Annotated in this window: 19 protein-coding genes and 1 pseudogene; 11 read left to right on the forward strand and 9 right to left on the reverse strand. The window is 40.3% G+C overall.

Annotated features, from left to right (window positions below; translation table 11 throughout):
- Window positions 1-10 precede the first annotated feature (10 nt).
- Window positions 11-2,674: a sensor domain-containing protein gene (locus KO534_RS23645; RefSeq protein ID WP_215930421.1), complete on the reverse strand. Its 2,664-nt coding sequence runs from the start codon at window positions 2,672-2,674 to the stop codon at window positions 11-13.
- 406 nt (window positions 2,675-3,080) lie between these two features.
- Entirely contained in the window at window positions 3,081-3,740 is a 660-nt protein-coding gene (locus KO534_RS14705) for an MlaC/ttg2D family ABC transporter substrate-binding protein (protein WP_215930422.1), read from the reverse strand.
- Between the two features lie 139 nt (window positions 3,741-3,879).
- On the opposite strand from KO534_RS14705, the gene KO534_RS14710 reads away from it, so the two are divergent.
- From KO534_RS14710 to KO534_RS14730, 5 genes are all read left to right on the forward strand, one after another.
- Complete coding sequence (locus tag KO534_RS14710; protein WP_252732161.1) at window positions 3,880-4,851, forward strand: LysR family transcriptional regulator; 972 nt, start codon at window positions 3,880-3,882, stop codon at window positions 4,849-4,851.
- 349 nt (window positions 4,852-5,200) lie between these two features.
- A complete protein-coding gene (locus KO534_RS14715) occupies window positions 5,201-5,623 on the forward strand; it encodes a hypothetical protein (protein ID WP_215930423.1) in 423 nt (140 codons plus the stop codon).
- Window positions 5,624-5,912: 289 nt separating this feature from the next.
- On the forward strand, window positions 5,913-7,985 hold the full coding sequence (locus KO534_RS14720; protein WP_215930424.1) for a bifunctional diguanylate cyclase/phosphodiesterase: 2,073 nt from the start codon (window positions 5,913-5,915) through the stop codon (window positions 7,983-7,985).
- A gap of 244 nt (window positions 7,986-8,229) precedes the next feature.
- Window positions 8,230-8,607, forward strand: coding sequence for a MarR family winged helix-turn-helix transcriptional regulator (locus KO534_RS14725; protein ID WP_215930425.1), 378 nt, complete (start codon window positions 8,230-8,232; stop codon window positions 8,605-8,607).
- 2 nt (window positions 8,608-8,609) lie between these two features.
- On the forward strand, window positions 8,610-9,164 hold the full coding sequence (locus tag KO534_RS14730) for an NnrU family protein (RefSeq protein ID WP_215930426.1): 555 nt from the start codon (window positions 8,610-8,612) through the stop codon (window positions 9,162-9,164).
- Between the two features lie 57 nt (window positions 9,165-9,221).
- Here the strand turns inward: KO534_RS14730 and KO534_RS14735 are convergent, their stop codons facing one another.
- From KO534_RS14735 to KO534_RS14765, 7 genes are all read right to left on the reverse strand, one after another.
- Entirely contained in the window at window positions 9,222-11,156 is a 1,935-nt protein-coding gene (locus KO534_RS14735) for a putative bifunctional diguanylate cyclase/phosphodiesterase (RefSeq protein ID WP_215930427.1), read from the reverse strand.
- 100 nt (window positions 11,157-11,256) lie between these two features.
- Window positions 11,257-11,904: an HAD-IA family hydrolase gene (locus KO534_RS14740; protein WP_215930428.1), complete on the reverse strand. Its 648-nt coding sequence runs from the start codon at window positions 11,902-11,904 to the stop codon at window positions 11,257-11,259.
- A gap of 430 nt (window positions 11,905-12,334) precedes the next feature.
- Complete coding sequence (locus KO534_RS14745) at window positions 12,335-13,342, reverse strand: CobW family GTP-binding protein (protein WP_215930429.1); 1,008 nt, start codon at window positions 13,340-13,342, stop codon at window positions 12,335-12,337.
- Entirely contained in the window at window positions 13,335-14,717 is a 1,383-nt protein-coding gene (locus tag KO534_RS14750) for an alkaline phosphatase PhoX (protein WP_215931193.1), read from the reverse strand. The genes KO534_RS14745 and KO534_RS14750 overlap by 8 nt, the downstream gene beginning before the upstream one ends.
- A gap of 22 nt (window positions 14,718-14,739) precedes the next feature.
- A complete protein-coding gene (locus KO534_RS14755) occupies window positions 14,740-16,416 on the reverse strand; it encodes an HAD family acid phosphatase (protein ID WP_215930430.1) in 1,677 nt (558 codons plus the stop codon).
- Window positions 16,417-16,618: 202 nt separating this feature from the next.
- On the reverse strand, window positions 16,619-18,031 hold the full coding sequence (locus tag KO534_RS14760; RefSeq protein WP_215930431.1) for a 5-methyltetrahydrofolate--homocysteine methyltransferase: 1,413 nt from the start codon (window positions 18,029-18,031) through the stop codon (window positions 16,619-16,621).
- A gap of 49 nt (window positions 18,032-18,080) precedes the next feature.
- Entirely contained in the window at window positions 18,081-20,555 is a 2,475-nt protein-coding gene (locus tag KO534_RS14765) for a TonB-dependent receptor (protein ID WP_215930432.1), read from the reverse strand.
- Window positions 20,556-20,663: 108 nt separating this feature from the next.
- Between KO534_RS14765 and KO534_RS14770 the strand changes: the two genes are divergently transcribed.
- The 6 genes and pseudogenes from KO534_RS14770 to KO534_RS14795 all read left to right on the forward strand — a co-directional run bounded on the left by KO534_RS14770 (window position 20,664) and on the right by KO534_RS14795 (window position 23,715).
- Complete coding sequence (locus KO534_RS14770) at window positions 20,664-21,212, forward strand: ZrgA family zinc uptake protein (protein WP_215930433.1); 549 nt, start codon at window positions 20,664-20,666, stop codon at window positions 21,210-21,212.
- Window positions 21,209-21,706 carry a Fur family transcriptional regulator gene (locus KO534_RS14775; protein WP_252732162.1) on the forward strand — a complete coding sequence of 166 codons (498 nt, stop codon included), beginning with the start codon at window positions 21,209-21,211 and terminating at the stop codon, window positions 21,704-21,706. Before KO534_RS14770 ends, KO534_RS14775 begins: the two co-directional genes overlap by 4 nt.
- Complete coding sequence (locus KO534_RS14780) at window positions 21,699-22,109, forward strand: MerC domain-containing protein (RefSeq protein WP_215930434.1); 411 nt, start codon at window positions 21,699-21,701, stop codon at window positions 22,107-22,109. The genes KO534_RS14775 and KO534_RS14780 overlap by 8 nt, the downstream gene beginning before the upstream one ends.
- A gap of 7 nt (window positions 22,110-22,116) precedes the next feature.
- Window positions 22,117-22,218: pseudogene (locus tag KO534_RS14785) on the forward strand (GTP-binding protein); the annotation flags it as partial.
- 47 nt (window positions 22,219-22,265) lie between these two features.
- Window positions 22,266-22,946, forward strand: a complete 681-nt coding sequence (locus KO534_RS14790; protein WP_252732163.1) for a DUF1826 domain-containing protein — start codon at window positions 22,266-22,268, stop codon at window positions 22,944-22,946.
- A 301-nt stretch (window positions 22,947-23,247) separates the two neighbouring features.
- A complete protein-coding gene (locus KO534_RS14795; RefSeq protein ID WP_215930435.1) occupies window positions 23,248-23,715 on the forward strand; it encodes a Fur family transcriptional regulator in 468 nt (155 codons plus the stop codon).
- Window positions 23,716-23,735: the final 20 nt, after the last annotated feature.

Genomic DNA, 23,735 nt, shown 5'->3' on the forward strand with positions numbered 1-23,735 from the left:
TATGTACCGACTAATTGTTTTGTAATTCATTGATTAAATTGGAATGCTGATTACACAGCGCTTTTACTTTATTGGCTGGAAGTGGTTGGTTAATAAGAAAACCTTGATATTTGGCACAATGCCAACTTTTCAATAATGCCAATATCTGGCTAGTATCCACCCCTTCAGCCAGTACAGTTAAACCAAGAGATTCGCCTAACCTAATTACCGCTTTGGTAATCAATGAGTCATTTTCATCAGTGGTAATATCCTTAATGAAACTCCTGTCGATTTTGATGATATCGATAGGAAATTTTTTCAAATAACTTAATGATGAAAAACCTGTACCAAAGTCATCTAACGCTATTTTTATGCCCAGCTTATGCAAATGATTGAGGTGACTAATAGTGAGGTTGTGTTCTTTAAGTAATAAGGTTTCTGTTATTTCAACCACCACATTAGCGCAACTCAAGTTGGCATTGATAATGGCATCGTGCAACTGTTTTACTAAATGTTCATCATAAAATTGTCTAGGACTAATATTCACAGAGACCACCGCATTTTCGTCCAGTAAGCCACCTATTATCCATTCTCTCAATTGATTAAAACTTTGCTGACACATCCAAAGGCTGACAGTTGAAATCAATCCTGATTCTTCCAAAAGAGGTATAAACTCAGTCGGAGATATAAGGCCATTTGTTGGATGGTTCCAACGTAGCAGCGCCTCAAAGCCTCTGATTTTATTGGAGTCAATGTCCAATTGGGCTTGATAAAAAACTTCAAACTCCTGTCGAGCGAGTGCTCGGTGCAAATCGTTGGTCAGTTCCAGCTTTTTCCTAGACACTTGCTCAAGTTCTGGGGAATAGTACTGATAATTATTGCGTCCAGAATCTTTTGCTCGGTATAACGCGAGATCCGCTTGCTTCAATAAATTTTTGCTGTTGGTGTTACGCCCAGATACCGAAAAACTGATGCCAATGCTAGTAGAAATAAAAATTTCTTTTGAGCCTAATTGACAGGGTTCCCTTAGCGTATTAAGTATTTTCTCAGCCAAATATGCCACAATAGAGGCATCTTCCAAACCTTCAATTATGATCAAAAACTCATCACCACCGACACGACAAACGGTATCTTCTCTACGCACGCTATTTCGTAGCCTGTTGGCCACTTCAGTCAGTATAAAATCGCCCACATCATGACCTAAAGTGTCATTGATATGTTTAAACCCGTCTAGATCTAACGCCAGAAGTGCCAAAGAGCCATGGCGTTCAACTCTTTGTAGCGCATGATCAAGACGGTCGAAGAAACTCGCTCTGTTTGATAAGCCCGTAAGAGGGTCTTTTTCAGCCATATCTCGCAGTTGCTGCTCAGCTTCATGTTGCTTAGTAAAATCACTCACAGTGGCGATTAGACCTTTCCCTTCCCCTTTGTGATCAACAATTGGTGTGGCATGCAACATAACCCATTTGTAGGTTTGCTGAAATTTCATTTGACACTCGCGGATAAACTCATGCCCCGCAGTAATACTCTCATGCAATTGGATTAACAGGTCTTCTGCTTCTTCGGGATGAAACAATTGCATCCAATCTAATCCATACACATCACCAACGTTACAATCAATAATTTCTAACCAACGTTGGTTAACATACTCTGTTTGCCAATCGGCATCTGTTTGTAAAATCCCCATTGGTAACATCGATGCTAATACTTGAAAACGTTCCAAAGCCAGTGCGACCGCATTTTGATTAACAGAACGAGACTCAACTTTTTCTATCAATAGCAAATCATATTGGAGACCTTGTTCTTCGTAGTGAACAAGGTTTAACTGTATATCAAGTATATCTCCCATACCTTTGCGTATGCGACTGGCTACATTGGTGGCGCTAGTATTTTTTAATGATTGCAGAATGATGGCATGGTTAAGTAAATAATTGTCAATTGGCTTTTGTAACAGCTCTGATCCGTTGATTGACAATAAATTTTCGGTAGCTTCATTTACACGACAAATTAACCTATCCGAATTCAGCGTTATCATCGCTAATGGGTTGATCCTCTCTAATCGATAAAATATTTTGCGCCACACATTATCTTCTTGCGCGATTGGATTATCAGTTGACTCGTCATTTTTTGATTGCACCACCGGCTTATTTGTATGACTAACCACCAATTTCAACTGAGTAGAAACATGAATAATTAACGGCCAAAGCCTTTGCATTTCTTTTGTTTGGTAACTTTTATCAGAATTGCAGATACAGATTAAATACTGGTTATTTTTATCCACACTCAAAGGAATAAGCATTGCCCGTTCAATATTTGGCCAATGACTGTTAAATTTATTGAGGCTGCGTAAACTAGGACGACCTAAGACGAGAGCTCTACATTGGAGTAATACATCAAAGAAAGGCTTACTACTTTGCTCGAGATGCAGTAAACCATTTACTTCCAAACCGGTCCATTGACCATCCGAACTTTGTTTCTGTGCTGCAACGCAGATATGTCGTGGTTGCTCATTATCCATCAAGCTTTGTTTTAGCACTGTGGTAAAACTTGATTGAGTTAAATCCCCCACTTCACGCAACATTTCTACCAATAATTGCTTCGCATCAAAATGTAGCATTGAATTTTGTTTTAGCCTATCTATGGCCGCGCGTAATTCATGATCCCTGCGCTGGATTTTACCCTGAACATCTATCATAAATTCACTTCAAGCTGCGCATTAGGCAACGCTCCTTAAGACTCTAATTTCTCTATCCATATACAATTTAATTTACAAGGTAAAAACGTTTAGCAAACTAATGAAAAGGACTGTATTGGATTTGGGTAATAAAACAAGAGTAAAGGCTAAAATTAGAACTAAAGTATAATGCGCTAATAACAGAACGTGCTAAAGAGGAAGATATATAGATAAAACTAACCGATTAAACCACACTGAATGCCAGTGCTAATTAACGGTATGTTTCATTGAAAACTACTCAATGAATATTTTGAGATTAAAAAACGCGGGTAGTGAACTACTCCGCGTTAATAGCAACAATGACTTGCACAGTGACACGAGTTGAATGTATCAAAAAAAGCAAGACAACCCCTTTAAATAAAACCAATTAGTGAATATTTGAGGCAATATTCAAAGGTTGGTTATTTTTGCTTTTCATTACATCAATCACTGCGTCAATGCCTTGTTGGCGAATTATAGATGCAAATTCATTACGTTTGCTTGATAACAAACTGATCCCTTCAGCAACTAAATCGTAGGTTTTCCATTCCTGCGTTTTTTTGTTTTTACGCAGCTTGAAGTTAACGTGAATGTCGGGATTGCCTGCCTTCCTTATAATCGCTTTAACCGTCATGTCATTTTTGTCTTCAGTGTTTTTAACAGGCTCAAACACCAGTTGTTGGCCACCATAACTCGATAACGCGACGGCAAAGTTTGACACTAAATATTGTCTAAACTCTTCGACGTATTCAGGAATTCTGTCTTTAGGTACTGATCTAAATTGGCTGCCTAACACTTTAAACGCTGCGAATTTATGATCGATATGAGGCATTAGTTCTTGCTCTATAATCGCTCGTAGCTGATCAGGGTTGGATTGAATGCTTGCTTGCTCTGACTCAATTCGTTCAAATGTTGTATTAGTGACTTTTTCTAATAATACCTGAGGGTTAACTGTCTCAGCGAGACTTACGCTAGCAAACACCGTTGCTAAAAAAAGCAATCCAGTGCGACTGGCGTGACTTATCATTTTTGAAAATTTTGTATTCATGAGTGTTACTTATTTAACTAGTTTACGGGAATGGTGTAATTATGGACCTCGTTTTAATATAAATATAATTATATATTTATATGTGACACATTTTTTTATGTGATGTATTATTATGTGATTATTTTCATTAGGACAACTTATGCGCCCACAAGAGCTAAACCTATTAATGGTGTTTGACGCCATCATGACCGAGCGTTCGATTACTCGGGCCGCTAATCGATTATCCATGACACAACCAGCGGTTTCGAATGCGGTTAGCAGGATGCGTGTGGCATGGAAAGATGAGTTATTTGTTAAGGACGGGCGCAATATTCAACCCACTTTACACGCCCAGAATTTATGGAATCAAGTTCGTGACCCCCTTAGCTCTCTCTCGGAGGCTGTTGATCCTAAAAGTTTTGACCCGGCAACGGCAAAACGTACATTCCGAGTGGCTGTGAACGATATAGTAGTTGATATGGCATGGGCAGAGTTGCGATGCATTTTTGAAAAAGAAGCACCAGGTGTCAATATCCATGCAGTTCCCTACACCATAGTTAATGCAGAACAAGTGTTAGAGGATGCAGAAGTCGACATGGTAATAGGTGCTACTGGCGTCATATCAAACACATTTAGAGCTGAGTATTTGTTTTCACCTATTTTTGTTTGCATTATGAATAATGACCATCCATTAGCAAAAGCAGATCTCAGTGTTGAAGAGTTTGCAGCGGCCGACCATTTGTTGGTGTCACTATCCGGAGATATAACCGGATATACCGATCAAGTATTACTACAACACGGTTTGTCTAGAAGAGTCGCCGTCACTGTTAATCATTTTTCTTCCGTTGCTAGTTTGATAAAACGCAGTGATCTAATATGTGTTATCCCCATTTCCGCGGTCGCCGAAGAGATAATCGCTGGAGATATTGCAGCCACTAAGCCACCAATAGAATTAATGCCTCAACAAGTCTCTGCTATATGGCACAAACGACAAGACAGCGACCAAGGGTTGATATGGTTACGAGACCATTTAAAACGGATAATTAGTCGTAATGTAGATCTTCAAACAACTCAAGCATTCGATAGTCTATGCGAAAACAATCCCGGAATGTGTGGGCCATGTCAAAAGTAAACTTTGCTTGCTATATCCCATTACAGAAAAGTTATTTTACCTAGCCACATACTGTAGTTTGAATAAACTCTTGTTTTTCGATTTTCTTAGGTCTTCCTTTTAATCGGTACTTTCTGCTTTCATTCTGCTCACAAATATCTTTGTAATCATAGAGATAACCCTTGATCAATATTATGCTGAAATCAATTTCTAGTTTGGCGGTCTGTTACATTGCGTGATGATAGGCCATGTACAAATCGAAATTTCATTTCTCCGTTGTGATTAATTTTCGACATGGTCACAAATCATCAAGTCTCAGTTAACCAGTCTAATTTACTAGACAACAACTAATAAAAAATGAGGATTTAAGATGAGTGAAGCGATACCGAGTGAAGTTCGAGGTAGATTACAGTGGTCTTTATTGGCCTTAAGACTCGGCGTGTTTATAGTGATGTTTGTATGGACATTAGACAAATTTTTTAATCCTGGACACAGCATTAAAATTTTTGAAAAATTCTATGCGATTTCTGGCTTAGGCGAATCCATTGCTTACGCTTTAGGGGCACTACAACTTATATTGATCCTTGCGTTTTTAGCCGGATTACAAAAACGTCTCACATACGGACTGATCTTTTTACTTCACGGTGGTTCTACTCTTTCTGCAATGGGGCAATATTTAGACCCTTTTAATAACTTACTGTTTTTTGCAGCATGGCCAATGTGGGCCGCATGTTTAGCGCTGTATTTACTACGAACTGAGGATACTAAATTTACCCTAAGTAAATCAGCTTAGTCATACTTTTTAAAGGGCAAAATGGCAGGTTAAAAGTAGAAGATTGACTAAGATTAAGTCCTGTTGGTCGATTCTAAAACCTGCCATTTTTGTAGATAGTTGCAACGCCATGAAGTAGTTCATGGCAAAAATTGGCTATCGCTCAACTAGAAAATTCAAATCAAAAAAATGCAAAGTTACACAAAAAGGATATATTAGGAACTGAGGCCTAGTTCTTATAATACAGCCAATCTCGTTAATTAGGCCTATTATTGATTACCAAAAGACATGGAATATTTGGAACTCGCCTATGAAATCAAACAAAGTTCAAAGTATGTTGACCCACCAGTATGTTATCAATGACCCACTTCACCAGTTGTTTGATGCAGTTTCTGCTATTTCTGTGCAAGGATACGATGAACAAAGACGTGTCATCTATTGGAACAAAGCGAGTGAATTACTCTATGGCTATAGTAAAGAAGAGGCAACGGGGCAAAAAATAGAAGACCTGATTATCCCTAAACCGATACAGCACCACGTCATCGCTGCACATAGCGACTGGATAAAAAACGGAGTAGAAATTCCTGCAGGTGAAATTACCTTACGTAATAAAACTAATGAAGATGTAACTGTTTTTTCAAGTCATGTGATGTTTACCAATCAATATAATACTAAACAAATGTATTGTATTGATGTGGACTTAACAGATGTTAGACAAGCTCAAGCCCATGCTTTACTTAAAGACAACATGCTTGAAACTATATTTGAGGCGATTCCTGATTTATATTTTTTGATGGATGAAAGTGGCAAGATCCTCGATTACCATGCCAGTAATCCTAAAAACCTTTACGTACCTCCCAGCCAATTAATTGGTCAAAATATCGCTCACTTATTACCAGAAGAAGTCGCGGATAAATTTAGAACCAATATCGTAAAATTATCGCAACAAAAAGGGATCATAACCTTTGAGTACTCGCTCGATTTACCCCACGGGTCGGTTTATTTTGAAGCAAGAATCAATCACTTACCTCAGTATAATCAAGTAGTTGCAATTATTCGAGATATTACCGAACAATATCAATCTGCCGAGGTAATCCGTCATCAAGCTTACTTCGACACCCTAACCTCACTTCCCAATCGGTTTTTAGCCCTAGAGCGTTTGTCACAAATGTTGATTGAAGCAGAAAGAAACAATCAACAAGCCGCAGTGTTTTTTCTAGATATTGATGATTTTAAGAAAGTTAACGACACCCTAGGTCATGAAGTCGGAGATAAACTGCTGATCAAAGCTGCCGCAAGATTGCAGAAAGTGTTACGTAAAGAAGATACTGTGGGTCGTTTAGGAGGAGATGAGTTTATTGTTTTGTTACGAGGTCTCAACGCGGAAAATAGTGCCCTTGCCGTAGCAGAAAATTTACTGAATACCTTTAGAGATCCCTTTAAAATTGACGGTAGAGAATTAATACTCACAACCAGTATCGGTATTGCTATGTACCCAGAAAATGGTAACAGTGCTTCCGACATATTACGCAATGCTGATACCGCTATGTATCAAGCTAAAGCATTAGGAAGAAACACTTTTTCATTTTTTACCACTGAAATGAATTTAATCATGCAGCGCCGTCTTGAAATTGAAGAACAAATGCGTGGCGCACTTGAGCGTAACGAATTTGAAATTCATTACCAACCGCAATTGGATACTAAAAGCAAAACAGTCATTGGTGCTGAAGCGTTACTGCGGTGGCATAATTCAGTACTCGGAAATATCACCCCAGATGAGTTTATTCCAATTGCGGAGCACACTGGACTCATTGTGCCAATTGGCAAATATGTTATCGAACAGGCGCTGAGTTTTTTAAACACTTGGCAAACTAGCCATCAGCAAAACTATACAATTTCAGTCAACTTGTCTCCTCGACAATTTAGAGACAAACAATTTATTAGCTTTATTAAACAAGCACTTGTTACCGCAAATGTTCGCCCCGAAAGTTTAGATTTAGAAATAACCGAAGGGGTATTGATGAGGGCGCAGTCTTATATCCAAGAAGCCTTAGTTGAAATCAACAATTTAGGCATAAAGTTAGCAATGGATGATTTTGGTACTGGCTATTCATCTATCAGTTATTTACGGCAGTATCCTTTTGACGAACTGAAAATAGATCGCAGTTTTATTCAAGGTATCGCTGATAACAAGGCTGATAGTGATTTAGTCAAAGCGACCATTGCTATGTCGCACAGTTTAGGACTCACAGTTGTTGCCGAAGGTGTTGAAACTGAGGAGCAATTAAAAATGTTAAAAGCGCTTAAATGTAATTTTGTACAAGGCTATTACTACAGTAAAGCTTTACCTGCACAGCAGTTACTTGAATTTTCAGTCCATTGACACCTAATGCTCGGGCGCTCAATCTGTAACTTAAGGGCCTGCCCCCAATTTACATCACAATAGTTTAATCCTTGAATGATTGATTTAGTAACTGCCTTCTTGCTTAATCGAGCTAGATATTGATTTTGTAAAACTAGTTAGTTAGACTAACTATATAATAACTAGCGATATCTATTTTATGGTTAAAATACTTACGAAGACTCATCAGTCATTACTCAGTCATTTTGGAAAAATCCATCGTGTGATGGCAAAAACCCTTGAAAGCAGGTTGTCATCAATTGGAATGACATACCAAGAAATGCGTATTGCCGGTTTATTGATGGGCGAGCACAATATGACTCAAAAAGCGTTAGCCGAAAAACTCTGTGTAAGAGCAGCTACACTATCTGTTGCTATTTCCAAACTCGAAGCCCAAGGCTTGGTCAATCGGGTTCAAAGTAAAACAGACAAACGAGTCAATTATCTACAGGTAGTTCCCAATAAAAAGATATCTAAGGTTGACGATATTCTAAACGCGGTAGAGGCAGATATTACGCGGGGAATACCTAAACAGGATCTGCAAGTTACAGCGCAGGTACTAAGCAAAATTATCGATAATTTGCAGGCACAGCAAGGGGCATAGTTATGATGTTACTGATTGTTGGAACAATAGTTTTCTTTGGAATTCATTTGGTGCCATCAACGCCTTTCAAACCTCGGTTAGTAACAGGTTTGGGAGAGAAGAAATATAAAATGCTATTTAGTCTAATTTCTTTAATTGGATTAGGGTCAATTATTTATGGTTTCAGTCTTTCAGACTTTGTGCCTCTTTGGGACCCCTTACCTTGGGGACGAACTCTGGCTTTTGTGTCCATGCCATTTGCAGTCATTATGATGTGTGCTGCTGATATACCGAATAATATAAGGCGATTTGTACGTCACCCTATGTTAATTGGATTGATACTTTGGAGCGGCCCTCATTTGGCAGCTAACGGCGATCTGGCCAGTAGCATACTATTCCTAAGTTTTGGTGTATTTGCCCTTGTAGATGTGTATTTAGTTTCTAAAGGAGGGCGTTACAAGCCTAAACAACCAGTCAGTTTTTTATGGGACATTGCGGTTATTTTGCTTGGTCTGGTGCTTTATGGACTACTTATGAGTTTTCACGGCAGTTTTACAGGTATACCTTTAATTGGTTAGACGCAAGCAGGAGTTAAGGTCGCCGCGCTGCCACTATACTCTGCCCTTGTTTGTAAATCATAGGGTGAGATCTTCAATCTTGGCTGGCCGACAAAAATAATACCCCTGCATCTGCTGACATCCCAAAGTAAGCAATAAGTCTCTTTGCTCTGCGGTTTCAACGCCTTCTACTGTGCAACTTACATTAAAGCTGCTGCATAACTCGACAATGGTTTTGACCACACCTTGACTACGAGGATCCTCAAGTAAATTTTTCACGAAACCGCGATCAATTTTGAGATTGTCGAACGCTAATTTATGGAGGTAACTCAAACTTGAATAGCCAGAACCAAAATCATCCAAAGCAATCATAAAACCTTTTTGTTGCAACATTTTGGTGGTACTCGAACAATGTTCGAGATCACTCATCATGATTGTCTCTGTGATTTCTAGCTGGACACGCTGCGCAGATACACTTTGTTCTTGAAGTATTGCAGATAACCTTTGCAAAGTTTGCTTGTTCATTACGTCATGTACAGAAAGGTTAAACGACAAGAATAAATGCTCGGGCCAATTTTTAAGATCTCGAACTGCTTTTTCAAATAGGTATAAAGTGATCTCAGTTACCATACCGCTTTTTTCTGCAATCATGATAAATTCGTCTGGCGGTACCATGCCAAGCTGTGGGTTACTCCATCTTGCGAGCGCTTCTAAGGCTATGGTTTTACCCGTTTTGCCGTCAACAATGGGCTGATAATTTAAACTCAATTCACTATTTTTGATGCTTTGATTCAGCGCCAATTCTAATTTTGATTTTTGCTTAATTAAACGTTTATGTTCACCAGAAAAAATGATGGAACTACCTCTGGCGGCAGTCTTGGCTTCATACAGTGCAAAATCGGCACTGTCCATCAATTCATCAACACTTTCGCCGCCTTCGGGATAAATAGCGAATCCACATGACCCGGAAATTTGGACTAGCCCAGTACGCATCTCAAACGGTTTTTGTATCTCTTTGGTGATGTTATTGCCTAGGCCTTGTATGGCCTCATGGTTATTATCATGGTCCATGACCAAAGCAAATTCGTCACCGCCTATACGCGCCAAAAAGCCTTTACCTTTTAATACCTTAATTAAACGCTGACTCACCTCTTTTAGGACTCGGTCTCCTGCGGCGTGGCCATGGATATCATTTACTGGTTTAAAACCATCTAAATCAATCAAAGCCACAACAAAGCTTTGTCTATCGATATTATCCCTTAACTTTTTACTAAGGTGTTTGGAAAAACTGCGTCGATTAGCTAATTCGGTTAAGCCGTCTAGATTCGCCAGTAATTCATTTTGAATGTTAAGTTGTTGAGTATGTTGATGTTGTGTCTGCAACTCTTCTTTAGCTGCTATAACGTTCGAAAAGGCCCGATAATAACTCAAGGTAATCAACACTAAAACCGCCGCTACCAGTAAGAAGTTGACGGCAATGGCAACAAAAATCAATTCACCAGTATTAACAAAAAACACCACAAAAGGCGCACCTACAGTGAGAGTGGTTGACCAAACCGCAGCAGGCAAATGAAGTAAACACACAATAATGCCAATTACTGTAACTGACATGTAATAGGCTACATGTACTCTTAAACTAATGTCGCCATAGTCGTATAGCGCAAATCCCCAAATGGAAAAACCAATCCCCATAATGATAGAGAACACCACAGTCATTCGTATTTGGTGTAATGCTTGTTGTTGAGTAAATTGTTGAAATCTAAAGCGATACCACTTGAACGCCCTTAGGATACAGGCAACGCTTAAAAAAGCTGCCACATAAACCGTTAAATAGTCTGGGGCAACGCCATAGTAGGTATAAGTTAAGGCCAGTGAGCTGACCAACAAAACAAAATATAATAGCGGTACTTTGGTGAGTAACTCATTAAACTGGGCAAAAATCAGCTGTTCAGTTTTTGCACCGAACCCCGCCCATTCAGTCATACGTTGCAGTAGCTTTATGTTTGCCTCCAAGCATCCGAGCCCATAGGGTTAAACAACTTATACCCCATAAGCGATAATCAATAAAGTCATATTAGTGGTTATTACTGGCTTTCCGGAATATCAAATACGCCTAGGTGGCAGAAGGCAAATTAGCAATTAATTGCGGTAAATCAGCCATGTCTTCAAAATCAGTTACATTAGTAAGTTGATGTTTCTCATGAGTTTTATTGTAAAATAAAGTGCTAATACCCGCCTGACTACCGGCCATTACGCCTGTGATACTATCTTCTATGACAACACATTCTTGTGGTTTTGTGCCTAATATTTTTGCTACTTTTAGGTAAATTTCAGGGTCGGGTTTATATTTATCTAAATCATAAGCGCTGAAAATACGTTCACCAAAATACTGCCCTAAACCACATAACCTTAACGCATGCTCAATTTTAAATTTAGGGCCATTTGATACTACCGCTTTTTGTTGGGGTAATTTTGACAACGCAAGCTCAACATTTTTGATCGGTTTTAATTGCTTTTCGAATAATTTAGCTACACGTTCGCGATAGTCCGGTAAAAAGTTATCAGGAATTGGTACCTTATGTTTAGAGCTCAATATTGATAAAATATTAGCCATTTTTTTACCGCGGTAATGTTCTACTAAATGGTCAACGTCAAGATTGACACCTAATTCAGCAAACTGTTGTTTAATCGCCAAATTACATAAATATTCACTGTCGACTAAGGTGCCGTCGTTATCAAAAAGTAAGCAGGTTTTACGCATTGTTTATGTCATTCTAAGTTTTGTTGGCGCACATGTTTTTCACAATGCTATTGCTGGACTTAATTTTCAAATTTCAATAGTAGAGAAAGTTTGAGCTCTTCTATTACTAATTATTGGAACATAATCTCATATGCACAATGTTAAATATACATCATCACTTGAGTTAGGGGGTTGGGGTATTTCTGACGCCAACTCACCGCCTGATACAATTTCGCTATATAAAGATAAGTTCTGCAATTTGCTCTAAATACTTACAATGGGTGGCTTGGTAAATCCGCTTTCATGTCAGATAAACCGGCATGAGAATCTCAGAAATAAGGATTAGCTCATAACACATAAATAGATTGACCGAATAAGCTGACATCTATCAATTTAAAATTGCAGATAAGATGTGAACAACATCTGCTAAAGGTTAATGTATTCGGTTGATTCACTGCGAGACTATATCAAACGCGGCTTCAATGATCTTACAGCTTTGTTCAGCAAGATTTTTATCTTGGCTAATAATCTCTAAGCGAGAATCCGCGGCCTCTTCTAATCCTGTCATACTCACTGATAAACAACCGTCACTTAAATTACAGGCCAGTACACCTTGTTCCGTTATCAATACTGCTTTCAAACGTTCTATGGAAAGTGGTGTAAATGTATCCATAACAGATTTAAAGTCGAAAATTTTTGTGGGTGCACATATCCAGCCATAGGAATAAAAACCTTCGGCGCTATTTTCTACTTTAATCGAGCCAGTAGCAGGTGGATTAATAGTTTGCATTGGGTCAGCGGTGGCTGAATGGGAGTGAGTGTGATGATTGCTCGGCTGTTGGTATTTTGATTTTTCAAGTAAAATTTGTGGATCAACTTTGCCGGTTTGTGCATAACTGATTGGTAATTCTGTGATACCAAGTTCATCTAAATAATCCGTAAGTTGTGGGTTTAAGTCCTCTTGATATAAGTCCGACTTAGTCACCACTATATGGTCTGCTATTGCTAATTGTTCTTGAAAAGGTTGATGGGCTCGCCAGCGTTTGTCTGAAAGCTTGCGGATATCAATTAACGTCAAAGTAGCGCGAATATCTAACACTTCTTTGTAATGTTCTTCACTTAAGGTTTGCAATACTTCCTTAGGGTGGCCTAGCCCAGTAGGCTCGATTAACAATCTATGGGGTTTAGCTCTTGCCAATAAAAAGTTTAAAGCTATCTGCATGGGTAAACCCGAAGTACAGCACATACATCCGCCTGGCACTTCTTTAATATATATTCCGTCCTCATCTGGCGCAGTTAACAAGGCACCATCTACGCCAATTTCTCCAAATTCATTGACTAAAATAGCCCATCTTTCATTACTCGGTTTTTGCTTTAGCAGCGATTGAATCAAAGTGGTTTTACCTACCCCTAAAGCGCCAGTAATGATATTGGTAGGCACTTGTTCAATTTTATGCATAGAGATGGTCCCAGGGGCCAGTAATGGCTAAGGTTGCGGTTGGAGAATATAAGTTAACAAATAACACTTTACCATCGGGTGAGAAACACGCTCCCGCGGGTTCAGTTTGCCAATGCACTTTCGCAAAGTCATAAATTTCGCCCTGTGGCGTCACACCTCTAAGATGGTTATTCACGGTATTAGTGTATTGGTCTTCACACACTAGTAGGTGACCATTAGGTGCGAAGGCAACATTATCACCGTAGTTAAAACTAGCTTTATCCTTGCTTTCTACAAAGAGAGTTAACACACCTTGTTGTTCAGCGGCTTTTTGCTGACTATTGAGCGGCGTAGGAGTGTATTTCATTATTTGACCAAATTGTTTTTTGCCACCACTAGTGCAACAAAAATACATTTCGTTGATACCAAAATGGATACCTTCTCCACGAGCAAACAGCGCCGCACCTTTTGCAAAACCTCGTAGGCGTAAATCATCTACTGGGCTGTCAACATCATCTAAATCAAGCCACTCACAGAGGTAATTCTGCTCTTGTTGCATAAAAGGCGCCCCAAAGTTTCGTGTGTCGAATTGTGGTTTGTCTACAACCATCAATGCTTGTAACTTTCCACCAGCGTGAAGGTCTTCCTTTTTGTTAGGGATAAAGCGGTACAACAAACTGTCTTGCCTATCTTCGGTTAAATACACTGTACCTGTAGCTGGGTCTACACAGGCCGCTTCATGATTAAACCTACCCATCGCTTTTATAGGAATCGGTTCAACTAAATCTCTTGCGTGAGCGGGTACCTCAAATATATAACCGTGGTCATTGTTTAATTTATCCGACGCTTTTGCCACTGACTCTTCACAGGATAACCAACTCCCCCAAGGGGTTACGCCCCCAGAACAATTTCGAATTGTACCAAGTAAGGTCATACATTGATGTTCGATCTGCTTAGTGTTTAAGTTGTACACGATACTAGTGGTGCCACCAGGCAATGCTTGGCCTGAACTATCGGTATCATAGGCTTTGGCGATTAGTGCGGCTTGTTTGTCAGCAAGTTCTTCGTTCAAGATTGAATGTTTCGAAGGTGATATCTCATGGTTTCTAACTAATACGACACGTTCATCGTCTAAAGCAAAACAGCCCATTCCGTCAGCTCGATCAGGCACAGCTAAGCCATCATTCATAAGATCGCCTAGTTTTGAGATTATTTGATAACTAAAGCCTTGAGGTAAATCGAGTACACCCTTGATATCAGGTACCAACGGGCCGAGTGATATTCCGTTGTTATTTGCGGCCGAACTAGTTAATACATTCGCCGCCTTTAAATGTGTAGCAAGTCCGCTAAGCGCTATTGAGATTAATCCCTGATTAAACTGTCTACGAGTCACCATATTCACTTTTCTCCAATCAGTTTTACCAAGATCCATACATAGGATTGGGTAAAATAAATATATTGCTGTTTGCACGCTCGATTAATTCATCGATGCCGGCACTGTGTTGTGTAACACCACCTACATCTTCAATATTGTCACCGATTTGCATGATAATAATATGACCGGATTGCCATATGTTTGAATCGTTATGATCCGAAAAACAATCGATGCTGCCATCTACAAGTTGTTGGCGGCGTAGATCTTTGTCATTAACTAAGTCTTGACCATTTACAGACTCTTTATCGATCAAGGTCCTACCTGTAAGGCAAGTATTGGTTGGAGTAATAGGGAGTAACTTTGATAGATTATTCCAAGTAGCCTCATCGCGGCTTTTATCTCTATTGGTGATAAGTGCGACTTTTCCTCCCAACGAAAATACCTTTTTAATAAACTTTTCAGCGCCCGGCACAAGCGACGCCTGCCGTAATTCAATCCAAGATGTCCATGTTTTCTGGGTATAAGCGTTACCCGATTGATCCAACATAACTTGATACGGGCTGTTATCTAACACAGTCTCATCAACATCCATGACTACTGCCCATGGAGTATTGGGTAGGGTTAATTCTGACAAACGCGCTTCAGCTAGTTTGTATATGCTGCGCGTGATCAATGGGTATTCTTTACTTTTGGTGAGCCATTTCACAGAGTTCGTTACAGGTAACTGTTTTTTGGATAATGTGGCTGACAAGGCACAATGGTCACTTAACATCGAATCTACCCGCATGTCTTCAAAATGATGGACTTTTGCTTGGTATTCAATAGATGAATTTTCAACCTGACCAACAAAAATCTGGTCTATAGGCGCAGGATAATAAGGGTGACATCCAATGAGGTTGGCACCGGTATTAACAATTGAACGTTGTTTACCATCATCACTGCTCATCAGTTCTTGAGTCAGCTGATTATAAGGTGCGGTTAATCTATGGTTAAAATCACCTAGTACGAGGTAGGGCAAACCTAGCTGTTCTTTTTGTTCTACCCAATTATCAAGAATAGGTGCCTGTTTGGCTAAAACGCTACAAGCGTCTTTTTCGCCACGGCGGTAATTATCAACAAAACAGCCACTTTTTAAATGCACATTCAGCAATGAAACTACACCTAGGTCAGTCACCACTTGTATTTCTAGCCCATAACGTAACCCTGGCGAATCTAACCCAAGGTCTTCGATGGCTTGAACATTTTCGACTTGTATTGGCTTTTTCACCACAAAGGCGACTTTTTGTTGAGTCGATTGGTAGCCCGACTCCCGGCAGTTATATGAGCGACTGTCCTGACGAGGCGACATGATTACTTGCCAATCGTCAGTTGGGAATATTTCAGATACTGCCTCGGCAGAGGCGACTTCCTGTAATCCGATAATGTCAGCATTTAAAGATTGTGCATAGGTTTTGAGCTTTTCAACTTCTTCAGGAGTTCTTGGTCTGCAACCAGTATTTATTGGAAAGGCTAAGTGCTCTACATTCCAAGTCGCGACTTTTAAAAAGCCGGTCGTGGGTTGAATTAATTGTTGGCGCTGAGCAGATGGTTGAATTGTTGCTTGATCCGATAGTAACGGAGTCAGTCTCAAGTTATCACTGTTTGAAGTGGCTGTTGTTGTGCACCCTAGTAATAAATTTGCACACAGAAAAAGTGCGAAAAATTTTGCGTTTTTTATCATTACTTTTTACCTAGTGAAAACCCAACTATTAAAAGATCGCGGATACTTTACGTATCCACGATTATTCCAGTGTTATACCTTTTTTATTCTTGGAATTGTACCTTTGTAGACCGCTCACAATCATCCTAATTATTAAGTATGTCTATGCCCTTGAGGCTGGTTCATTGACCCATTCAGTGCAATTCCAATAGTGTCGGGCAGATTAGTGATCGTGATCTTCTTCGTGCCCTTCTTCAGCTATACCTAACCAGGTAATACTTGCAGGTGCAAAGTCCAGCTCAATATCGCCTTCAATCTCCATGTCGTCTACATGGACTTGCAAAACATGTTGAGCTATTGGATCAGAGACATAAACATAGTGATCATTTTGCGCGACTGTCATGCTAAATGACATGCCTTCTGGCATAGTAGAAACGTCTTCTTCAGATATATCGACACTTCCCGCTAATTCCCAATGCACTTCACCATCGTGATCGTGGGCAGTTAAGATATTTAAAAACCCTTTACTGTCTAGCACTAGGAAGGCTTCACCTTCGTATGCGAATGCATAAGATACTGGGCTTGCATCAATTTCTGGTTGCCATTCTAGTGCTTCCATCTCAGAGTTTTCTGGATCGATCTTAATCAGTATTGCTTCACCCGCTTCATGACCAGAAGCAACGCCAATAAAGGTTTCACTTTCTTCATGTCCATAAATACTGCCTATTCGTAAGCCATCTAAGCTTGCGATGTTTAGTATTTTTTCAGCTTCGTATTCGTCATCGTGCGCATGGGCAGCTAATATTCCATCTGCGCAACCAAACATGACGTAATGCCCGTTTTGCGCTGCACCATGCAAGTCAGGACACAACACATCTAATACTTGCTCTTGTTCATATTCGTCATCATGTAAATGATAAACGGCTACTTGGTCAGGCAAGATTTTTGCTGCTGAGGTACTTTCTGCATCATCTCGTCTTACTGTAGACAACAAATACTCACCCATCGGCTCAGCGACACCATGCATGTTAGTTGTGTAGTTCAAAGTAGGTATATCAGTAATTTCAGTGCTGATATCCGTGTCACTAAGTACTTGCACAGCAGCCGGAGTGCTCGTATCTGCATCTCCATCATAAAATACCGCTGTGTGGCCATCGTGCTTAACGATATGAGTCGGACGACTACCCGTTAATTCAAGGTGATTCATTTCCGGTGCTTGCTCGTAATCGTGTAGATGCGCAACATGATCTTCACGCCACATACCACCATCAATAAAACCCACATAGTCATTACTACGACTCGCCACTATGGCAAAACGAAAATCCGCAGACGCTGTCAGTGAGTTTGAATCATGAATTAATGAGAATGTATCCAGAAGTTCATTGTCATCTAAATCCACAATTGCAGCTTCGTTACTATCACCTGACAATATGGCAAGACGCCCCATAGATTCAATGGTGTACTCGTCATCAGCATGATCATCATCGTCGTGGTCATGGTCGTCATGATCATCGTCTTCATCAATTACTATTATTGGGTCTTTTTCAATAATGGTAGTTTCGGCATCACCACAACCGTAAAGTAGTAAACTACTGATAGTGACTGTTAATAAATTAAGCTGAAATGATTTTTTCATTGTGTGTTCCTTTATTCAGAAAATATTGTTCTATATTTGCGATGCCAAACTAAAAGTAGCCGCGTACGCCTAACGAAATATTGCGTCCAGGTCGAGGTGCAACATCTTTAATAAATGAGGTATGCACTCGGGCTTCAGTGTCAGTTATATTATTACCTTCGAGATAGACGGCTATGTCTTGATTGAACATAGGAATGTCATAGGAAATACTGGCATCAACCATGGTGTAACCATCAGTCACGGTTTCAGCCGCTGTGATTTTGTCTTGCTCTTGATAACGAGTGATATCTAAGTGGGCACTTAGGTTTTGATTTTCGTAACTCAATTGCGTACCAAAACGCATAGGAGGTGTACGCGGTAAATTGCCACCATCTTTGAGTCGCGCGCGAACCATATCAGAGAATACAGTCGCCTTGAATTCATTGGTTGCTTGCCAAGCTAACTGGGCTTCAAAACCATGTAAAATCACGTCATCGGTTTGAAAAATATAAACAGGTAACTCATCACTGTGCTCATCAGCTTCTTCTTCAGCACCGTGGTCGTGATCATGGCCACTTTCGGCAAATAACCCCGTGTCTGCTTGGTAGTAATAGTTATCAACTTGATTGTAAAAGACGTTAAAAACGAAAGCTAAATCGCCTTGGCTTTTACGTAAGGTCAAATCAATATTATTCGCGGTTTCTAGATCTATATTTTGTTCTGTTAGACCTATATGGGTCTCGTCTTCTTCTTGATGTAGTGCAAACAAGGCACCCACCTCATAACTGCCTGTTCCAATATGAGGACCAAATGACAATAACTCTGAGGCAGAAGGAGCTCGCTGTGAGCGTGAGATTGAAAGCCCAAGGTTATAACCTTCAGTAAATTCCCAAACTAATCCAGCTGATACACTGACAGGGGTAAATTCGTGATCTGCCGCAAATACTCGGGTGATGTTAGTTTCTTCGTCGTGGTCATGCTCATCTTCATGGTCGTGATCATGATCATCTGTTTCTTCTTCATGATCATGAGCTTCTAACGTTGGCAATAACACATCGCTGGCTTCTAAGGTGACTCGCTCGACTCGCAAACCAAATTGCAATAAAAGGTCGCCCATGTGTTTTTCTTCCATAAGCGCCAACGCGATCGTTTGCGCTTTAGAAGGAGGGGTAAACGCTTCTTCACCTTGGGCAGCCACTTCACTGTTTTTGTAATGAAGGCTAACACCACCGTTCCAATCTGAGAAAGTACTATGAATAATATCGAGCTTAAGTTCTTGGGTTTCGTTTTCGAATAATGTCCCCGTTTCACCCGCTTCAATTTCCGCGTGTTCATAGTCGGTAAAACCACTGCGTAAATTAATTTGTTTTACCCAGTCATTATCAAGATTATATTCAGCGAGTATTTGAACTTTAGTTTGTTCTAGGTCAGCGAATACATTTTCTTCAGCTGCTTCGTCTTCATGGTCGTGGTCATCTTCTTCCTCACCATGAGTGTGCCCGGGAATACCGTATTCACGATTAAATTGTTCAACAGAAACACCCACATAACCTTTATCAAACAAATAACTTCCGCCAAGGGTAAAACCGCTTGATTCTTCAGCGCTGTTTTCAACCACAAAGTCATGTTCTTCATGATCTTCATCGTGGTCGTCGTGGTCGTCGTGGTCGTCGTGGTCGTCGTGGTCTGACTCGGGAGACACTGGCACTTCATAATCATCCGACTCACGCCAATAACCATCTGCATAGAATCCGAATGAATCAGAACCGGTAGTCAGATTAAATGAACCCAACTTTTGATCATTAACCGAACTGTTTTCAATTAGCCACTCACCTCGAGTAGTGCTATCAGTTGGTACACGACCATCAACCACATTGACCACGCCACCTATTGCGCCGCTACCATAAAATAACGTTGCTGGACCGCGCAGTACTTCAATTTGTTGAGAAGTTGAAGACTCAGCAGCAACAGAATGGTCAGGGCCTACTCTAGATACGTCACTCACATCTAAGCCATTTTGGGCAATGAGTACTCTAGGACCGCTTAAGCCACGAATAATTGGAGTGCTGGCCACGTTGCCATGGAAGTTTGTTTGTACGCCGGGAAGTTTTTCTAGGGTATCCCCTAATGTTGCGGCTTGTTGTCGACGTAATGTTTCGCCTGCGATTACGTTAACAGGCGCTGCCGATTCCATAACCGACATGTGAATAGGTGTAGATACAATATCAATCACTTCAATCGGCGAACGAGATAAGGTCAGATTGACAGTTTTTACGTCATCCTCAGCTAATTCAATGTCTTGGTGAAGATGGGCATAACCAGAAACAGCAAGGTGGATTTCATTTTTACCGGCGTTTAAATTATCAATCACAAAGCGCCCAGCTTGATCAGTAACGGTTTTACTGGTGCTACCTTCAACTCGAATTAGCGCACCAATAATTGCTTCTCCGTCACTATTGTTGACGGTCCCTTCAATTGATTGGGCTATCACGCTAGCCGGTAAGAGTGCACCAATAAGTGCTGCTACTCTTGATATCTTATACATTCCAATCTCCAGTGTTATGTTATATTGTATCATTAGTCGTTTTAAGTTATGTTATATCATATTGATTTGCATGACAATCCAGAGTGGCAGTAAATAGGAGCTTAATTTATGAATAAATGCACTGTGTTATTGATGACATTCGTCGTTTTTGCGTTTTCAGCAGTTGCGCAAGAATCGGCTCATGTGCATGGACAAGGAAAAATGCTAATAGCACAACAAAACAAAAGCTGGCACATACAGTTTATTTTGCCGGCAGCAGATGTTCTCGGGTTTGAGCACGCGCCAGAGTCTCAACAGCAGCGAAACTTGGTGAGTGAAGTCATCACAAAATTTAAGAACCATACATCTATGCTCGAACTGAATGGAAATTGTACTTTAGAGCACATCGAAAACTCATTAACAGAACATGAGTCCCATGATGAGAATGAACACGATATCGAGGTTGAACACCACGGTGAAGAGGAACATTCGAGTCATCAACATGGCGATATTGAAGTGGAATACCTTTATTCATGCCAATCAAAGGTAACCCAAGTGTCGCTGACTTTATTTGCGTGGATAAATTCGCTAACGAGTGTTGAAGCGCAATGGGTTATCGATAAGGGTCAAGGTTTAACTGTATTAAACCGTGATACCTCAGTTGTAGCGTGGTTATGATGAGCACTGTAGCAGCGAAGGATATGGTCAAGGTAGCTAGGAATATCTGCGATAAAACGGGCAACCGTCTCACCGAAACTCGGCAACATGTTTTAGAAGTATTATTTGAATTAGATACACCTGTGTCAGCCTATGAGCTGACCGAGCATTATAACCTCTTAATTGACTCGCCAATCAAAACGATGTCAATCTACCGGATATTGGATTTTTTAGAATCCATTCGATTAGTCCATCGTCTTCGCTCGATTAACAAATACATTGTTTGCCATCACAGCGTAGGCGCATGTCATCACAAAACGCCTTTTTTTCTGGTGTGTAAATCCTGCCACTGCATAAAAGACCTTGAAATCGCTACAGAATTTGTAACGGCATTTTTGCAGCAAGTAGAAGAAGCCGGTTTTTTATCTGTTGGTTCTCAAATGGAGCTGAGTAGTTTATGTAAAAACTGCCAGCAAAGTTTAGAGCCTAACTCCCCTGGAGATATCCATGACTAAGTTCCAACAAATCAGTGACAAAGCAGCGATCGGTCTTTCGTTTCTATGCGTTATTCACTGCCTTTTACTCCCAATATTATTGATTTTTATTCCTCCTCTATCTGGCTTATTTGCCTTGAATGATGAGTTGTTTCACAGATGGCTGTTATACGCAGTGGTACCTATTAGCCTTATTGCGCTGCTTATGGGTTATATCCACCATAAAATTCGCCGCGTGTTTTTGATTGGTGCAGTGGGATTACTACTGCTTATTTTCACCGCATTTTGGGGCCATGAATTACTTGGAGAAACTGGTGAAGTGCTTTTGACTGTGCTCGGTTCAAGCATCATCGCTTTTGGACATATACGTAACTACCAATTGCGACGCCAAGAAAAATGTCCCAAACCTCACAACTTGGATTAAATCAACTATGAAAAACGAAAAATTACCGGTCACTGTGTTATCAGGTTTTCTTGGAGCAGGAAAAACCACAGTACTCAGTCACATATTAAACAATCGCCAAGGTAAAAAGTACTGGCAAACCTTAGTAGACCCGTTCCCCATTTGGGAGCAAGAAACATGAATATACCCAGTTCGATACAAACCATGCCATTAGCCAAGGATGAAGAAATCAACGCACCATTGCCGTCGCAATGCCCTAGTGTATTAACCGATATTTATGCTGAGCAAAACAATATAGTGATTTGGAAGCCGCCTGTTACCGACACCTTACTAGCCAACATACAAAGTGTTTTGGGCAATAATGGGGTTATCAATATAATTAAAAAAGTGGATGCTGATTCTGCGTCAGATGACATTAATAGTTTTTTAGCACCTTTCGAAGATTCGGCAGCACTAGCACTTCATATCACAGAGTTAGTTGATATGTTTTGTTGTTTATTTGACTTATCCCAAGTTGGATTGCGACTCACTAAGCTTGAACATGCCATGTGCCCGCGCTTTCATGTTGACCGAGTGCCGTGTCGATTAGTCAGTACATTGCACGGTGCACAGGGTACTCAATGGCTTCCCAATCATATAGTTAAGCGCCAAAAATTAGGCTTGGGCAATGAGGGGAAACCTGATGACCTATCTGGTCTATATGCCGATGAAAACAATATTCAGAATGTTGCGCCATTTGATGTAGTACTGTTAAAAGGGGAAGCATGGGACGGCAATGAGGGCCGAGGTTTAGTGCACCGTTCACCAGCCATCACAGCAGACACGCCGCGCTTGGTACTGACTCTGGATTTTGTTTAAGTGAATTCAGCGCGATGTCATAGCAACTCTTCTAGAAGCGCCCTTAATTTAGTTACTAGATTAAGGGCGCTTCTCATTAATTCTCAAAAAAGGCCGTACAAAACAACTCGCTGATACAGTCATTGATCAAATTGAATGCTAACATGGGATAATATATCCATGGTTTTGCTGAAAATTTCCACGACCTAGCAACTGTTACTATACGGGCGCTTCATAGGTTTTAAGTAGATAAATGGATCGATACGAGTAAATATACACAAAAAGTGCAAACATTAAGTTATTAAGTGTTGGAGTTAAACCAATGAAATCGCAGCAATTGAATACAATTATGGGCAAAGCGCAAGACATATGCTCGCGCTCAGGTGGTCGCCTGACAGAAAAACGAAGTCGCATTTTAGAACTTCTTATTGTATCGGGCACCCCTTTATCCGCCTATGAGGTAGCCGATGCCTATAATAAAAACGCCGACAAAACTATTCAGCCGATGTCAGTCTATCGAATTTTGGACTTTTTAGAATCCGAACAACTTGTACACAAGCTCAGTTCAGCCAACAAATATGTGGCTTGTTCACATATAGCTTGCAACCATGCCCATGAAATACCCCAGTTTTTAATTTGTGGAAAATGCCAAAGTGTTAAAGAGATAGCCATTGCAAAACGCATAGTAGAAGAGCTCGAAGAGCAAGTTTCTAATGCTGGATATACACTCACAAATTCGCAGATGGAACTCCAATGTATTTGTGATGCCTGTCTAGCGAGCGCAGCCTAAAATACACTTTGAGTTATTTT

It is taken from the genome of Paraglaciecola arctica (genome assembly GCF_018861065.1).
Classification (GTDB): domain Bacteria; phylum Pseudomonadota; class Gammaproteobacteria; order Enterobacterales; family Alteromonadaceae; genus Paraglaciecola; species Paraglaciecola arctica_B.

Excerpts from the sequence above, each read along its gene's own strand:
- KO534_RS23645 (WP_215930421.1), bottom strand. The coding sequence starts at position 2,674 with ATGATAGATGTTCAGGGTAAAATCCAGCGCAGGGATCATGAATTACGC.
- KO534_RS14705 (WP_215930422.1), bottom strand. The coding sequence starts at position 3,740 with ATGAATACAAAATTTTCAAAAATGATAAGTCACGCCAGTCGCACTGGA.
- KO534_RS14710 (WP_252732161.1), top strand. The coding sequence starts at position 3,880 with ATGCGCCCACAAGAGCTAAACCTATTAATGGTGTTTGACGCCATCATG.
- KO534_RS14715 (WP_215930423.1), top strand. The coding sequence starts at position 5,201 with ATGAGTGAAGCGATACCGAGTGAAGTTCGAGGTAGATTACAGTGGTCT.
- KO534_RS14720 (WP_215930424.1), top strand. The coding sequence starts at position 5,913 with ATGAAATCAAACAAAGTTCAAAGTATGTTGACCCACCAGTATGTTATC.
- KO534_RS14725 (WP_215930425.1), top strand. The coding sequence starts at position 8,230 with ATGGCAAAAACCCTTGAAAGCAGGTTGTCATCAATTGGAATGACATAC.
- KO534_RS14730 (WP_215930426.1), top strand. The coding sequence starts at position 8,610 with ATGATGTTACTGATTGTTGGAACAATAGTTTTCTTTGGAATTCATTTG.
- KO534_RS14740 (WP_215930428.1), bottom strand. The coding sequence starts at position 11,904 with ATGCGTAAAACCTGCTTACTTTTTGATAACGACGGCACCTTAGTCGAC.
- KO534_RS14745 (WP_215930429.1), bottom strand. The coding sequence starts at position 13,342 with ATGCATAAAATTGAACAAGTGCCTACCAATATCATTACTGGCGCTTTA.
- KO534_RS14750 (WP_215931193.1), bottom strand. The coding sequence starts at position 14,717 with ATGGTGACTCGTAGACAGTTTAATCAGGGATTAATCTCAATAGCGCTT.
- KO534_RS14755 (WP_215930430.1), bottom strand. The coding sequence starts at position 16,416 with ATGATAAAAAACGCAAAATTTTTCGCACTTTTTCTGTGTGCAAATTTA.
- KO534_RS14760 (WP_215930431.1), bottom strand. The coding sequence starts at position 18,031 with ATGAAAAAATCATTTCAGCTTAATTTATTAACAGTCACTATCAGTAGT.
- KO534_RS14765 (WP_215930432.1), bottom strand. The coding sequence starts at position 20,555 with ATGTATAAGATATCAAGAGTAGCAGCACTTATTGGTGCACTCTTACCG.
- KO534_RS14770 (WP_215930433.1), top strand. The coding sequence starts at position 20,664 with ATGAATAAATGCACTGTGTTATTGATGACATTCGTCGTTTTTGCGTTT.
- KO534_RS14775 (WP_252732162.1), top strand. The coding sequence starts at position 21,209 with ATGATGAGCACTGTAGCAGCGAAGGATATGGTCAAGGTAGCTAGGAAT.
- KO534_RS14780 (WP_215930434.1), top strand. The coding sequence starts at position 21,699 with ATGACTAAGTTCCAACAAATCAGTGACAAAGCAGCGATCGGTCTTTCG.
- KO534_RS14790 (WP_252732163.1), top strand. The coding sequence starts at position 22,266 with ATGAATATACCCAGTTCGATACAAACCATGCCATTAGCCAAGGATGAA.
- KO534_RS14795 (WP_215930435.1), top strand. The coding sequence starts at position 23,248 with ATGAAATCGCAGCAATTGAATACAATTATGGGCAAAGCGCAAGACATA.